At 51.0% G+C, this 13906-nt stretch carries 14 protein-coding genes; 8 read left to right on the top strand and 6 right to left on the bottom strand.

The genetic code is table 11. The annotated features are described in order from the left end of the window. Positions 1-52: 52 nt before the first annotated feature. The 3 genes from J3P34_RS04945 (at position 53) to recO (ending at position 4114) form a co-directional block, all read left to right on the top strand. A complete protein-coding gene (locus J3P34_RS04945) occupies positions 53-898 on the top strand; it encodes a geranylgeranylglycerol-phosphate geranylgeranyltransferase (RefSeq protein ID WP_210486721.1) in 846 nt (281 codons plus the stop codon). 100 nt (positions 899-998) lie between these two features. After that, positions 999-3314, top strand: coding sequence for a type IX secretion system anionic LPS delivery protein PorZ (porZ, locus tag J3P34_RS04940; protein WP_210486719.1), 2316 nt, complete (start codon positions 999-1001; stop codon positions 3312-3314). A 92-nt stretch (positions 3315-3406) separates the two neighbouring features. Continuing rightward, complete coding sequence (recO, locus tag J3P34_RS04935) at positions 3407-4114, top strand: DNA repair protein RecO (protein WP_210486717.1); 708 nt, start codon at positions 3407-3409, stop codon at positions 4112-4114. 96 nt (positions 4115-4210) lie between these two features. On the opposite strand, the gene J3P34_RS04930 is transcribed toward recO, so the two are convergent. From J3P34_RS04930 to J3P34_RS04920, 3 genes are read right to left on the bottom strand one after another with little or no spacing between them, the layout of a single operon-like run. After that, the gene (locus tag J3P34_RS04930; protein WP_210486715.1) at positions 4211-4729 is read right to left on the bottom strand and encodes an FKBP-type peptidyl-prolyl cis-trans isomerase; all 519 of its coding nucleotides are present in this window, start codon (positions 4727-4729) and stop codon (positions 4211-4213) included. Positions 4730-4740: 11 nt separating this feature from the next. Next, a complete protein-coding gene (locus tag J3P34_RS04925; protein WP_210486712.1) occupies positions 4741-5748 on the bottom strand; it encodes an FKBP-type peptidyl-prolyl cis-trans isomerase in 1008 nt (335 codons plus the stop codon). Between the two features lie 33 nt (positions 5749-5781). After that, positions 5782-6792 carry a DHH family phosphoesterase gene (locus J3P34_RS04920; protein ID WP_210486709.1) on the bottom strand — a complete coding sequence of 337 codons (1011 nt, stop codon included), beginning with the start codon at positions 6790-6792 and terminating at the stop codon, positions 5782-5784. 193 nt (positions 6793-6985) lie between these two features. Between J3P34_RS04920 and J3P34_RS04915 the strand changes: the two genes are divergently transcribed. Further along, a complete protein-coding gene (locus tag J3P34_RS04915; RefSeq protein ID WP_210466657.1) occupies positions 6986-7405 on the top strand; it encodes a nucleoside-diphosphate kinase in 420 nt (139 codons plus the stop codon). 140 nt (positions 7406-7545) lie between these two features. Here J3P34_RS04915 and J3P34_RS04910 read toward each other — a convergent pair whose 3' ends face one another. Next, a complete protein-coding gene (locus tag J3P34_RS04910; RefSeq protein ID WP_210486707.1) occupies positions 7546-8022 on the bottom strand; it encodes a cell division FtsX domain-containing protein in 477 nt (158 codons plus the stop codon). Positions 8023-8466: 444 nt separating this feature from the next. Between J3P34_RS04910 and J3P34_RS04905 the strand changes: the two genes are divergently transcribed. From J3P34_RS04905 to J3P34_RS04890, 4 genes are all read left to right on the top strand, one after another. After that, a complete protein-coding gene (locus J3P34_RS04905; protein ID WP_210486705.1) occupies positions 8467-9594 on the top strand; it encodes an energy transducer TonB in 1128 nt (375 codons plus the stop codon). A gap of 34 nt (positions 9595-9628) precedes the next feature. Further along, complete coding sequence (locus J3P34_RS04900; RefSeq protein ID WP_210486703.1) at positions 9629-10591, top strand: TonB family protein; 963 nt, start codon at positions 9629-9631, stop codon at positions 10589-10591. A gap of 34 nt (positions 10592-10625) precedes the next feature. Beyond that, positions 10626-11033, top strand: a complete 408-nt coding sequence (locus J3P34_RS04895; RefSeq protein ID WP_210486701.1) for a DUF6334 family protein — start codon at positions 10626-10628, stop codon at positions 11031-11033. Positions 11034-11140: 107 nt separating this feature from the next. Next, the gene (locus tag J3P34_RS04890; RefSeq protein ID WP_210486699.1) at positions 11141-11734 is read left to right on the top strand and encodes a hypothetical protein; all 594 of its coding nucleotides are present in this window, start codon (positions 11141-11143) and stop codon (positions 11732-11734) included. A gap of 126 nt (positions 11735-11860) precedes the next feature. Here J3P34_RS04890 and J3P34_RS04885 read toward each other — a convergent pair whose 3' ends face one another. Continuing rightward, complete coding sequence (locus tag J3P34_RS04885; protein WP_210486697.1) at positions 11861-12979, bottom strand: lysylphosphatidylglycerol synthase transmembrane domain-containing protein; 1119 nt, start codon at positions 12977-12979, stop codon at positions 11861-11863. Next, a complete protein-coding gene (locus J3P34_RS04880; RefSeq protein ID WP_210486695.1) occupies positions 12963-13739 on the bottom strand; it encodes a segregation and condensation protein A in 777 nt (258 codons plus the stop codon). Before J3P34_RS04880 ends, J3P34_RS04885 begins: the two co-directional genes overlap by 17 nt. Positions 13740-13906 lie beyond the last annotated feature (167 nt).

Genomic DNA, 13906 nt, shown 5'->3' with positions numbered 1-13906 from the left:
TTTTTCATAGGTGGATTTTATACCGTAACTTACGTTTTCCTTTCCAGCACCTGTGAAGCAATTTCTGGCCCTTGTTCGGTTTCCCAACCTCCTCATCATGCTGCTGGCACAGCTCATGGTGCGGAAGTTCCTGGTTTTCCCGGAGCGCTCCTTCCAGGAGGCGCTTTCCTGGCCTTTCGCCATTCTCATGGTGGCCACCATCTGCATTGCGGCCGCGGGCTACATCATCAATGACTACTATGACATTAAGATAGACCGTATCAACAAGCCAGACCGGGTGGTGGTGGGTAAGTTCCTTACCCGGCGCAAAGCCATGATGATTCACCTGTATTTGTCGGCGGCTGGGGTGTTGCTGGGGCTTTTGTTGGGCTGGCGCATAGGTGGGGTTTTGCTGGGCGTGGCTTTGCTGCTGTGGGGCTACTCGGCGCAGTTCAAAAAGCGGCCCTTTGTGGGTAACTTCACTATTGCCCTGCTGTCGGCGGTGATGGTGCTGGTGGTGCCGCTGCAGGCCGGACAGCCCTCCCTGGCCGCCTGGGCCTATGGCGTGTTCGCCTTTATGATTTCACTCGTGCGGGAAATCATCAAAGACATGGAAGACGTGCAGGGCGATGCCTCTTTCCGGTGCCGTACTTTGCCCATTGTACTGGGGCTGCCGCAAACCAAATGGGTTTTGTACCTGCTGGTAGGCTTTTTCCTGCTGTATACGGGCTTTATCATGGCGCATCGGTGGCACGAACCCCTGTTTGTGGCCTATCTTTTCATGGGGGTGGTGGTGCCCACTTTTCTGCTGTTGCGGCAGATCTTCCACGCCGATAGAAAAAAGGAATATGCCCGGCTGAGCTGGCTTTGTAAAATGATTATGGTAGCCGGCATCTGTTCCATGATGGTGCTGCGTTAAGGCCCGGGCACTGATTAAATTGAAAACCGGTGTGGTGCGTTTTAACTCTGTTTTAGGTAAATAAGGCGCAAAACAACCTTGATTCTGTGTAACTTTGGATATGACGCCTTCAGGTTTATTTAGGTGGGTAACGCTTCTGAGTGCTCTGTTATGGGGCCTGGCTTCTAGTGCCCAGACGAGTCAGTTGCCGCTGGGCGGATGGCAGGTGCACGTGCCTAACCACCGTGCCAAATCCATCGCCGAAACTCCTTCTTCGGTCTACTGTGCCACCGAGGATGGCTTCTTCCGGTACATCAAAGAAGAACACACCCTCCAGAAACTCTCCCGCACCGATGGCTTCAGTGATGTGAACTTGAGTGCCCTCAGCTATGATTCGGCCTCGGCTACGCTGGTAGTAGCCTATGAAAACACCAACCTGGATTTGTTGAAAGACGGCAAGGTGCAGAACCTTACCGAACTGCTGCGCAAGTCCATGACAGGCGCCAAGATCATCCACCATCTGGCTACCCACAACAAAAAGGCTTATGTCTCCACTTCCTTCGGGCTGGTGGTGGTGGACCTGGTGAAGCTGGAAATCAAAGACACCTATAGTAACCTGGGCGCGCAGGGCGAGGCCGTGCAGGTCTATTCCTCGGCGGTTTGGAAAGACAGTCTCTATATCGCTTCCTCGGGCGGGCTGATGGCTGCCAGCCTCAACAACGCCAACCTGCTTGATTTCCGGAGCTGGCGCCGCTTCGGCTCCGCCGAGGGAATTCCCTTCGGGATTGCCTCCGATGCTTTCCGGGCCATTTCGGCTTTTGAGGGTGGGGTTTACGCCGGCATCAACGGTGTTGGCCTTTTCCGGTTCAACGGAAGTTCCTGGAGTAAGGCGGCTTTCTCCACGGCAGACAATCAATACAGGTCCATAGAAACCAACGGCAGAAGGCTTCTGGTAACGGGCCCGCAGGAAGTGCTGCAAGTTCTTGCCTCAGGGCAAGCCTCCCGCTTCGTTGATCCTTTGTTTCAGGATTTGCGCATGGCCCTTCCTACCAGAGAGGGCGGCATCTGGGCCGCGAGTTATGAGAAAGGATTGGTGCAGGTGACGTCTGCCGGAGCCATCGCGCTGGTGCCCAACGGGCCCGCTTATGTGGATGTGTTTGGTGTGTACGCTGAACCCGGTTTGTTCACCGTGCTGGGCGGAGGCTATAGCCAGGGATACCTGCAACGCTCCTCCGGGGCCGGGTTTTACCAGTACCAGAACGGCCAGTGGACGAGCTATAATTTCGCCAGCGGGGGGCAGTTTCCTACCAATGCCCGGGACCTGGTCATGGCGCGCCGCAACCCGGTGAACGGCAAACTGTACATTGCCAGCTACGGCGCCGGTTTGCTGGAATGGGACGGCCTTGACAACGTGAAACTGTACAACAATACCAACAGCCCGCTGCTCAGCGCCATAGATGCCAATGACCGCAACTACATCAGGGTGCCTGGTATTGCCGTTGATGCGGCCGGAAGCGTGTGGGTCACCAACCGAAACCAGTTCGCCAACTCACCGGGTTTGTATGAGCTGAAGCTGGATGGCACCTGGAAATCGCACCCTTTTAATGGCTATGGCTTGGGCAGCGGTCTTGACAAGGTAGTAGTGGATGAAAGCGGCTACAAGTGGGTCACCATCAGCACCAATGGCACCGATGCCGGCATGATTGTCTATGATGACCTCACCGGTCAGTACGCGTACATCGGCGGAGCCGGGCAGGGTGGTTTGCCGGGCAAGCAGGTCTTTGCGCTGGCGGTGGACCAGCAGGGTGAAATCTGGGCCGGCACGAACAACGGGGTAGCCGTGTTCTCCAGCACCCCGGATATTTTCACTTCGGCTTACAGCGGGGCTTATTTACCCATCTATGAGCGCCGTCCGTTGTTGCAGGGGCAGGTGATCAGGAGCATTGCGGTGGACGGCGGCAACCGCAAATGGATTGGAACGGATACCGGGCTTTGGCTTTTCAATGAAACCGGCGAGGAGATGATCCATAACTTCACCACCAGGAACAGCCCTTTGCCCTCAGATAAGATCCGGGATATCTCCGTGGACCCATCTACCGGCGAGGTGCTCATTGGTACTGAGGGCGGTATTGCGGTTTTTAGGGGCAGTGCCACCCGCAATGAGACTGTGAACAAGAACTGCCTGCAGGTTTTCCCTAACCCCGTTAGAACGGGTTTCACGGGTAACATCGGAATTTCTGGGGTGCCTGAGAACGGGTGGGTGAAGATCACCGATGTGGCCGGTTTCCTGGTGTTTGAAGGCAAAGCGGCCGGTGGCACCTTTGCCTGGCACGGCCGCGATTACAACGGCCGCAAAGCCAAGCCTGGCGTGTACGTGGTCCTGGCCTCCTCCCAGGATGGCTCGCAGACGTGTAGCACCAAGATCGCCATTCAGTAGGGGCTAGCCCGGCAATATTCTCCCGAGCTGTGCCCTTGTAGTACCAAGACCCACGCGCCTACGTATGGGTAATCAGAAACCACAAATCATTTATGCTTGTAAAAACCCGGGGCATTGTCCTGAACTACATCAAGTTCAAAGAGTCTTCCATTATTGTGCGCATCTACACCGAGGAGCTGGGCCTGCAGAGCTACATTGTGAACAGTGTCCGGAAGAAGGGGAGCGCCTCGCGCATTGCTTTGTTCCAGCCTTTCACGCTGCTGGACATGGTGGTGTACCCGGGCAAGGGCGGCCTGACGCGTATTTCTGAGTACAAATGCAGTCATCCGTTCATGACCGTGCCTTATGACATCCGGAAGAGCAGTATTCTGCTGTTTCTGTCTGAGGTGGTGTCCAGGACGGTGCGGGAAGAGGAGGAGAACCGGCAACTGTTCTCGTTCCTGCACAATGCCATCCTGCTTTTTGACCAGATGGAGACCGGCTTCGAGAATTTCCACCTGGCTTTCCTCATCCAGTTGGCTAACTACCTGGGCTTCGGGGTGCCCTCCGCCGATGAGGTGATCACGCAAGTGGCCTTTGAGATGGGTGGGGCTGCTTCGCTGGGCAACAACCTCATGCAACTGCAGCAACTGGAGCCTTACCTGGCCGAGGTGATCAGAGATGCCGAAGGCGCCAAGCTCCCCAACGGGAAAATCCGGCGGGAGCTGCTACAGCTGTTGGTGCGTTACTTCCAGTTGCACGTAGACCAATTGGGTGAGATCAAGTCTTTGCCGGTACTGTCTGAGGTGCTGAGCGAGTAAACAGCTTAGCCGGGTTTAGCGGCTCTTTTCATAAAACAAGGCAAAAAAGAAGGGCCTCCTGTGCGGGAGGCCCTTCTTTTTAAATGCTTACAACAATTAGAAGTTGATGAGGTGGACCTCAAACATAAGCGGGGTGTTAGGCGGAATGTTCTGATACCCGTACAGGCCGTAAGCCAAACGCGAAGGAATCAGCAATAAGGCTTTCTCTCCTTTCTGCATCATGGCCACGCCTTCATCCCAGCCCGCAATCACTTTCTTCTGACCCAACGCAAACTTGAAGGTCTGCGCCCGGTCATAGGAGGAGTCAAACTTCTGACCGTTCTGTAAGAAACGGCCGATGTAGTTTACCTCTACCGTGGCTCCGGCGGTTGGTTTGTCTCCGGTACCTGCTTCCTTTTTCACGTAGTAAAGCCCGGAGGCCGTTTTGGTGAAATCGGTGATGTTGTTATCCGTGAGATACTTCTGGATCATGGTTTCTTCCAGAGCCGCCTGGGCCGCATGGTCAAAGTTCGCATACGGATCATAAGGATCCTTGTCATTGCAGGCGTTAAAGACGAAAAGTACCCCAATCGCCAGTAGCCACTGCCAAGCTTTTCTTCTTAATAATTGTTGCATATAACGTTAGATTATAAACCTGCGCCAGGGCCGGCAGGACCGCCAGCTGGACCAGCAGGGGCTGCCGGAGCATCTTTAATGTCTACCAGTTCCACATCAAAACGCAGGATAGAGTTAGCTGGTAACTCGGCACCGCGTGCCATAGAGCCGTATCCCTGAGGAGAAGGAATCAACAAGGTGCCTTTGCTGCCTTTGTTGAATTGCTTGATGCCTTCTTCCCAGCCTTTGATCACCTGGTTCTGACCCAGTGGGAATTCAATGGGTTTACCGCCGTTTGATTTGTCAGAAGAGTCAAACTCTTTGCCGTTCAGCAGGGTGCCTTTGTATTTCACGCTCACTACTTTGCCGTCGGTGGCGTTAGGGCCGCTGCCTGGCTGGGTGATCACGTAGTATACGCCGGAAGCGGTTTTCTGCGCCTGCAGGTTGTTTTTCTTCACGTACTCCTGGATGAGTTTGTCATCAATAGGAGCTTGTTTGGCGGCGCGGGCTTCCATCTCTTTCTGCTGACGCTCCATCATTTTAGGATAGTCGGCCATAGCTTCCTGCTCAGTTTGCAGGTTGATCGCTTTCACGAAGAAGGTAAGGAAGCTGCCTTTCTCAATGAAGGGAGGAAGCGGGCTTCTGAAAGTCTTGGCGAACAGAGTATCGGCGTTGATTTTGAACACGGCGCTATCGCCTTTATCCAACATCAGGAACGCTTCTTCAATGCTGCCTTTGTTTGGAGATGCCACCATTTTGATCTGGATAGGCATGGCGTTGTCTTTGGTGCTGAACAGCAAAGAATCTTTGGCGTTGCGGTACTCCATCTCAAAGCTCATTACTTTGTCAAGTTTGGCTTTGTAGGCGGCGGAATCAACTTTCGCTTCTTTTACCTCATATTTTCCGTCTTTCTGGGTGTACAGTTTGTACTCCAGGCCAGAAGGGGTTTTCATAAACTTATCCTCGCCCAGGTTCTTGCAAGAAGAAGCAAACAAGGCCACCGCCAAAGCAGGCAGCAGGTAAATAGATTTTTTGAACATTGGTTTTAGTTTAATTAAGCGTCTTTTAAGGGTTTAGTTTACCAGTTGTTCCGCGTACTGCGGTAATAGACTCACAAATTTTTCCACGGTTTCGTTCAGGGGGAGAGGGGAGATCCCGCCTGCGGCGTTCTTGTGTCCGCCGCCGTTGAAGTGCGCCCGCGCAAACTCATTCACCGAGATATCGCCCACGGAGCGGAAGGAGATTTTCACGGCTTCCTGGCGTTCAATGAACAGGGCGGCAAAGCGTACGCCTTCAATAGAGAGGGCAAAGTTCACCAGTCCTTCGGTGTCGCCGGTCTGGGAGTTGTAGGCCTTCAGTTCCTCGGCGGTCACCGCAATGAAGGCGGTGTTGTATTCCCGTACCACCGTGAGCTTGTCTTTGAGCACATAGCCCAGGAACCGCAGCCGGGTCTCTGAGTAGCTGTCATAGATGTTGCGGTGCACCTTGCAGATGTCAATGCCGTTGTGGAGCAGGTCTGCAATGATCATGTGCACGTTGCGGGTGGTGCTGGAGTGCCGGAAAGAGCCCGTGTCGGTCATGATGCCGGCGTAGAGGCACTCGCCAATGGCCACATCCACCAGAGACTCATCGCCCAGTTCCCTGATCACCTCGTACACGATCTCCGCGGTGGCGGCGGCGTTGGTGTCAGAGAACATGATGTCAGCGAAGTCTTCGGGCTGGAGGTGGTGGTCAATGAGCACCTTGGTGCCCGTGGCCTGCTGAATGTAGGCGCCTAGCTCGTTGATGCGGCTGAGGGCACTGAAATCCAGACAGAAGATGGCTTCAGCGTCTTTGATGATGGCCTGGGCCTGGGCATCGGTTTTAGGGCTGTACACCAAAACGTCTTCGTTGCCGCTCATCCAGTTCAGGAAAGAGGGGTAATCAGACGGGGTGATCACCTGTACCTGGTGCCCTTTTTTCTTAAGGTAGCCGGCCAATCCCAGTGAAGACCCCAAAGCATCCGCATCCGGTTTATGGTGCGTGGTGATCATGATCTTCTTAGGAGACTCTAAAAGCTCCTTTAGCGCGTTGATTTGCTGCATTGTATACTCACAGTCCGCTGTGAAAAAATAGCGGATACAAGCTGCAAAATTCTAAAGAATTAAAGTACAAACCAAATAAAATCAATCAACGGGCCAACGCCCCAGTATTTTTGCCGTACAGAATGGGTTTTGGCCCAAAGAGTATTAATTTTGCCGGGCAAATTCTATTTAAACCGATAACGAAAGAAGAAAAATGGCTGGAAACGTAACGTTCACCATGATTAAACCAGATGCCGTGAAGGATAACCACATCGGCGGTATCACCAAAATGATGGAAGAGGCTGGCTTTAGAGTAGTGGCCCTGAAAAAGACCCGCCTTACCGAGGAGCGTGCCGGTCAGTTCTACGAGGTGCACAAGGAGCGTCCTTTCTACGGCGACCTGGTGAAATACATGAGCTCTGGACCAATCGTGGCCATGATTCTGGAGAAAGACAACGCCGTGCTTGATTTCCGTACCCTTATTGGCGCCACCAACCCAGCCCAGGCTGAGGAAGGAACCATCCGGAAGATCTACGCCAAGTCTGTTGAGGCCAACGCCGTACACGGTTCTGACTCTGATGAGAACGCCCAGATTGAAGGCGACTTCTTCTTCACAGCTGACGAGCGTTTCTAAGCTCTTTTAGAGAAAAGATAATGAAAACGCCTGGCCGCAAGCCAGGCGTTTTTTTGTGGGCTTCTGTTTTTGCCCCGTTTTGGTGAAAACAAGCTGTAATCCCCAGTTGTACTCTTAGGGCTTACCTTATACCCCAAGAACTAGTATTCTGCTTTTTCAGGTTGGCCGCCAGAATGGTCAAAAGCCATCATAAGGATGTAGCTTGTCATGGCGCCCACGGCAGTACCCAGGATTACCACGGAGCCCAGCACCATCAACAGCGGCAACCGGAAACCAAAATAGTCCTGGTTATGGAGTACGCCGGCATACCCAGGATTGAGGAAGATCGCATGGAAAAGAATAAAGGCTGCGTAGAGCGCGGCGCCTACCAGGCCTACCAGAAACCCAATAGACAACCCAGAGAGGTAAGGCGGATGTCTGTGCAGGGCGTCATAGTTTCTCCTGAAGGTGTTAATAGCCATGATGACGGCTATCAGGATGAAGATATTGCTGGCAAAACGAATGAGTTCGCTGTTTTGTAAGCCAACGAAGTTAATAAACAAGTAATAGACGATCATCGCAACGGCGGACATGGTGCCATAATAAAAGCCTATGCGTTGGGCTGAATTTGTTGCCATTGTTCCATTCTTATGTTGGAGTTTGCAAATACCAAAGGAGCTGAACGGGCGCTTTTTCTGAGAGGCGAAAAAGTACGATGGGCAGTAATTGATACGTAAAAATCTGTATTTCGTCAATACACTTGATAAAACAGGAGACTTCCGCGGAAATCTATTCTTGTAACCACCACTTTTCTGAAATGTTTAGGTGAAAAAATTTTCTCCGTAACACCTCCTCTTTTCTGAAGGAACAGCCTTATCTTTTCCAAAAAAAAGAACAATTCCGTTTTCAGCCTACTTTCATAAAATCGGCCTTAAAATGGATTTACTGCGTTTCATTTCTCCGCTTGAACACGGTTCAAGAGATTTGCTTTATTTTAGGCAGTAGTTTAAAGCCTCTTTTACAAAAAGTATATCAAAAATCAGATCAAATCATTTATCCGTTACCTATCCTGCTTCCCCGCCATGCGATTTCGTATTCTCCTTTCTTTGTTTCTGTTGGTTTTCCTGCTCCAGCATGCCGGTGCGCAGGTGGTACCGGTGACCATCTACTATGACCTTAACAAAATTGTCACTACCAAGCAGAAGTCCGCTTTCATACGGGTAGCGTCTTTAGACACTGTCTCCTTCAAGTTCAAAGGGAAAGTCACTGACTATTTTGCCAACGGGCAGGCATTTCAGCAGTTTACCTACGGTGAGGCCGGGAAAGAAGGGATATTCCAGCTTCTGCACCCAAACAAGAAGTTAGACAGGGAAGGCTTTTTCAAGGAAAACCAGCCTGTGGGGCAATGGCGATTCTATTACCCAGACGGCAAGCCGCTACAGACCGTGGAGTTTCTGCCAAACCAGGACTACAAGGTTCTGGAGTCCTACAACTTCCTGGGGCAACAAATGGTCAAAGACGGTACGGGTAACTGGGAAACCACCAGCAGAATCAGGGTGGGGTTAACCTTCTTTGACTTGCTGTTGGAAGGGCAGTGGAAGGACGGGGTAAAAACCGGCCAATGGCAGTTCCTGAAGCCCGACGGGAAGAAAGTACTGGTGAAAGAATATGAGAACGGAGTCGTCAAGAAAAGGAAGTTGTATGACCTGCAAAGCGGTAGAGCGGTGGAAACCAAACTGCATCAGGAAGACGAACTCTGGCCTTTCCTGATATCCCTAGACGATATGGAGCAGCTGCGTTTTGATCCGGCGGTATTTGGGAGTAAAGAACGGGCCCTGCAGTACATCTTAAGGAAAGAGCATCTGTTACCCTTAGATTCGCTCAACTTAGCGGCAAACGCGAAGGTTGAAAAAGAGCCCGAGTTTCCGGGGGGCCAGGAGGCTTTTATGCGGTTTTTGGGTAATAACTTTAGAATATCCCCTGTTGATGCAAGAAGCAGAGTATCTGGGACCGTGCTGGTTTCATTTGTGGTGGGTGTGGATGGAACCCTGTCTGATTTCAAAGTGGTGAAATCACTGTCTAAGGGGCTTGATGCAGAAGCGCTAAGGGTCCTTAAAATGATGCCCAGGTGGAAACCTGCCGTTAGTAACGGAAAACCAGTGCCTTATACCATGACCGTTCCTTACAAAATTATGTTCGGAAACGGGTAAGCCGATTAGCCCTATCAAAAAGAAAGTGTTTTATATGTTGCCAAAAATATTTGCCACCTCTTTGCTGGCTTTTCTCTTACTTCCCCTGCTTAGCATAGCACAACAAGTCCCGGTCTCCGATTACAGAACAGAAATAGCCCGGCACCGCGCCCACGAAGACAGCGTGTTCAAGTTTGATGAGCACTCGCCTCTGAAAGCCGAGGCAAAGGCCGCTTTCAAAGGCCTGGAGTATTTCCCGGTGAACGAGACCTACCGCGTAAAGGCGAAGTTTGTCAGAAACACGCAGGGAACAGTCTTCATCATGCCCACCACCGGCACCCGCACCCCAGAGTACGTGAAGTACGGCGAGTTGCATTTCAAACTACAGGGCCAGCCTCTCAAACTGAGCGTGTACCAGAACCAGGAGCTCAAGAAGCAGCCCAAGTACATGACTTACCTGTTCATCCCCTTCACCGATGCCACCACCGGCCAGGAGACCTATGCCACCGGCCGCTACCTTGACTTCACCATCCCCATAGGCACAGACAGCGTTTGGCTGGACTTCAACAAAGCCTACAACCCGTACTGCGCCTACGGCGATGGCTACTCATGTCCCATTCCACCTAAGGAGAATAAGCTGCCGGTAAGGATTGAGGCGGGGGTGAAGAACTATGAGAAGACAGCGGGCCACGGTGAAGAGTCCAAGGGCCAACCTGCAGAGTCAATGCCCGAGTTTCCTGGAGGTTTGTCGGCCTTGATGAAGTTCATGGACCACAAGTTTGAAATGCCGTCATTGGCTAAGAAGGCAGGCGTAGCTGGGACGGTAGTGTTCTCGTTTACAGTAAAAGCCGATGGTTCTGTAGACAACCTTCAAATTGTCCAGTCTGTGAGGCCCGACGTAGATGTGATGGTGCTCCATGCGGCAAAACAAATGCCACTCTGGAAACCTGGCATGCAAAATGGCAAACCTGTGCAGGTGAAGTACACCGTCCCCTTTAAAATTATGGATAAGAAGTAAATCTAGGAGTTGGCGTTAAGTTAAATAACTAAAAATGTCTTTGAGTCTTGAAAATGTAGTCGGAGAATCAATTGAATCAATTTCAATAAAAGTATGGGACAAGCAAAAAAACGGATTTGACTGGATTGAGCAAGTAATTATAAAAACAGCTACAGAAAGTCTAATCTTAACTGTAAACCCCGACCTTGACGAGCTAACTGTCAGTACAGACTCAATAAAGAAGTCAGAAAGTGAAAACGAAATATCGATAAATGCTTTAAGGGAATCATCGACTTTGGCAGACTTGCTGGGTAAGAAGTTAGTTTGGACATGGATTCTAACTAACAACCAAGGTTACCAGGACGGATTCCAACTTCAGGTAACCAACGGAAAAGAAGAAACCATTATTCAATTTATTGCTATTTCATCAAAGATTGAAATACTCAAACTAAGCAGAAACTAAAAAGAAAACCTACCGCCAACATTGTATAAACGCCGTCTCGGCCGACGGCCTTCGCAGTCATTTATACCAACCGTTATAGGTAATTAACGATATTAAAAATGCGCCTATTGTTGACACTTCTTTTCGCTCTCACCTTTACTTGCGGGACAGCGCAAAAGCTTGGCGCGTGGTATAGAACAGTATCTGAAGAAGGTGATCAGATTCACTACTTAATCTTCCTTGATAATAAAAATTGCCGACTTACAATTCCAGCACGTAACCATGCAGATGCAATGGTCAGGCAAAAAAGTGACTTCCATTTAACCTACACAAAAAAGAACGATACAATATACTTTTCAGCTACAGAGCCAATAGAAGATGATTCACTGATACAGCGCTTTCTTGACTCGCGCTTCATCACCAATACTCAGGATAGGCTTTACGACTTGGTTTCTGATTATACCTATATTGATAAAATCCTGGTTGAGGATAGATACACCATCTACGCAATAGAGGGAGAGGTATTCAAGCAACGTGCGGCGGCAGTAGACGGATACGGATTGGTTAGGAAGGACTATAAAATAAACAGGAGGTTGAGAAAAAGATTAAGCGAGATAAAAAGCGACGACTATTCTATCGGCATCTTAAGAGGTAAGCCTGCATATAAAAAATACGGTCTCACCGGAATGAACGGGGTAATTGAGTTCGTGAGGAAAAAATAACTACCTACAGCAAAACCTAAACGTCAGTCTCGGCCGACGTTTGGTCAGTATGTTACACGTAAGTCATTTGTGAAGAAAGGAAAGGGCCGGCTTGTTAACAAGCCGGCCCTTTCCTTTTATTGAGGTCTATCCTCTATATTTTCGTTTTACGTCTGGTTCCTCAGAAACAGGCCTTAAACGCAGTTCGTTATCTTCTTCGTCCTCCGGATGTTCACCGAAAACACGGAGAACCCAGCGGGGCAGGAAGAAAGAGCCCAGGATCAGGTACAGGTAGTAGGTCACTACGCGATACAGCAAAATGATCACCGTAGTGAAGCGGCCCAGGAACTGCCCGAAGAACGTGGGAAAAGCCACCTCGGCAATACCGGCGCCACCCGGCGTCACGGCCACCAGCAGCACAATCTTGTAAACCATGTTGCGCGAGAAAATGAGCACGTGGTCATGGAAACTGATATCAGTGAAGGCGGCAATAAGGCAGTTGATCACAAAATAGCGGGCGGTCCAGACGAAGGCGGTGCTCAGGGCGGCGTTGGCCCAGTATCCGAAGGTGCTGCCTTTGAGTTGCTGCGAAGCCCACACCAGTTCGTTTCCGTTCTTATAGGCGGCAGGTCTCCAGCGGCGCGTCAGCTTGAAAGAAGTAGCCCGCAAGAAGAGGCGTTTCACCGCCGTGGGGTTGATAAGGAGGCCGTACGCCATCAAGAAGGCGTAGAAAGCAATGAGGATGTAACTGACCGCAAAAGCGATCTCTAGGCTCTGCGTCACCGAAAACTCCATCGCCGAGACCTCGGGGAAGATATTGCCGGCGGTAATCAGGAAAACGAGGGGCACGGCGATGATGAAATACAAGTTATCCATCATGGCCGTCACCATTACGTACGCCAGGGACTTGCCCAAACTCAGGCCTTCTTTGTTCAGCATGAAGGCCGCCACCGTAGACCCGCCCACCACCGAGGGCATCACGCAGGACGCGAACTCCCAAAGCATAATCACGTCCACGCTTTTGCGCCAGCTCAGGAATTTCTCCGTCACGTACCTGATGCGGTAAATGTACCCGAAGTCACGCACCACCAGCACCGCAAAGGTCATGAAGATCCAGAACGGCTTGGCGTTGTAGAGCGGCGAGAAGTCCATCTGGGCGCTGTCCCGGTAGAACATGTATCCTATCACACCCAGGCCAATGACCACTGGAATGAGAATGCGTTGCGGCGTGAAGTACGAGAGCAGTTTCTTACGATTCAGATCCATGGTCAGTGAGGGTCAGGTGCTGGTGTTCAGAATAAGGCACTATACGGAAATTATTGAACCCTTCCGCAATCTCCAAGCCAATTTCGTTGAGCTGGAGCAAATCAAGGATGGCCAGGAAGTTGAAAATCAGCCCGATCTTGTCGGGGAAAGCTTCTACTAAGTCAGCAAACTGCACCACGCCCTGGGCGTTTACCCGGTGCTTGATGTAGTTGCGCTGCTGTTCAATGGTGTAGGGGTAGGTGACCACCGTGTGCTTGGGCCGGTTCTGCTCGTCCTCGTAGCGCCGCATGGCTTTGTGGAACGCATGCATGAGGCTGTACAGGTTCAGGTCCTTGAGCTCGTACTCCAGCTGGTGCTTGGCCGCTATCTTGCTCAGTTCCTCATCGGTGTTGCCGCGTTCCTCCTGTTGCAGGCGCACGTCTTCCAACAGGCTCAGGTCGCCTAATACCTCTTTGAACCGTTTGTACTCCAGCAGGTGCTGCACCAATTCCTGACGCGGGTCAATCTCGTTGCCCTGCTCATCTTTCTCAAAGCGGGGCAGCAGCATCTTGGCCTTGATGCGCATGAGCGTGGCGGCCGTGAGAATAAACTCGCTGGCCACCTCCATGTTCATGGTTTCCAGCTGCCGGATGTAGCCCACAAAATCATTGGTGATCTTGAAGATAGGAATGTCATGGATGTCCAACTCATCGCGCTCAATGAAGAAGAGCAACAGGTCAAACGGACCCTCAAAGAGCGACAGCTTTATTTCGAAACTCACGTGTGGCGTTACGGCAATGGTGTACTTGCAAAATTACGTATAAGTATTGCCATGTGCCAACGTTTAAACCAGAAGAACCTGTTTTTGAGACGTTTTCTGAAAATAAGGCCTTAAACAAAGATTTGGCAGGTAATTTGCGGGCCCAAACAGCGTTTAACAGACTGTTT

Source organism: Rufibacter aurantiacus (genome assembly GCF_017916345.1).
In the GTDB taxonomy this organism is placed as follows: Bacteria; Bacteroidota; Bacteroidia; order Cytophagales; family Hymenobacteraceae; genus Nibribacter; species Nibribacter roseolus.
Note: the sequence above shows the minus strand (reverse complement) of the source record. Positions and strands in the feature narration are given on the sequence as shown.

What these genes read in the sequence shown, in the direction of transcription:
- porZ (WP_210486719.1), top strand. Translation starts at nt 999, where the DNA reads ATGACGCCTTCAGGTTTATTTAGGTGGGTAACGCTTCTGAGTGCTCTG.
- recO (WP_210486717.1), top strand. Translation starts at nt 3,407, where the DNA reads ATGCTTGTAAAAACCCGGGGCATTGTCCTGAACTACATCAAGTTCAAA.
- J3P34_RS04930 (WP_210486715.1), bottom strand. Translation starts at nt 4,729, where the DNA reads ATGCAACAATTATTAAGAAGAAAAGCTTGGCAGTGGCTACTGGCGATT.
- J3P34_RS04925 (WP_210486712.1), bottom strand. Translation starts at nt 5,748, where the DNA reads ATGTTCAAAAAATCTATTTACCTGCTGCCTGCTTTGGCGGTGGCCTTG.
- J3P34_RS04920 (WP_210486709.1), bottom strand. Translation starts at nt 6,792, where the DNA reads ATGCAGCAAATCAACGCGCTAAAGGAGCTTTTAGAGTCTCCTAAGAAG.
- J3P34_RS04915 (WP_210466657.1), top strand. Translation starts at nt 6,986, where the DNA reads ATGGCTGGAAACGTAACGTTCACCATGATTAAACCAGATGCCGTGAAG.
- J3P34_RS04910 (WP_210486707.1), bottom strand. Translation starts at nt 8,022, where the DNA reads ATGGCAACAAATTCAGCCCAACGCATAGGCTTTTATTATGGCACCATG.
- J3P34_RS04905 (WP_210486705.1), top strand. Translation starts at nt 8,467, where the DNA reads ATGCGATTTCGTATTCTCCTTTCTTTGTTTCTGTTGGTTTTCCTGCTC.
- J3P34_RS04900 (WP_210486703.1), top strand. Translation starts at nt 9,629, where the DNA reads ATGTTGCCAAAAATATTTGCCACCTCTTTGCTGGCTTTTCTCTTACTT.
- J3P34_RS04895 (WP_210486701.1), top strand. Translation starts at nt 10,626, where the DNA reads ATGTCTTTGAGTCTTGAAAATGTAGTCGGAGAATCAATTGAATCAATT.
- J3P34_RS04885 (WP_210486697.1), bottom strand. Translation starts at nt 12,979, where the DNA reads ATGGATCTGAATCGTAAGAAACTGCTCTCGTACTTCACGCCGCAACGC.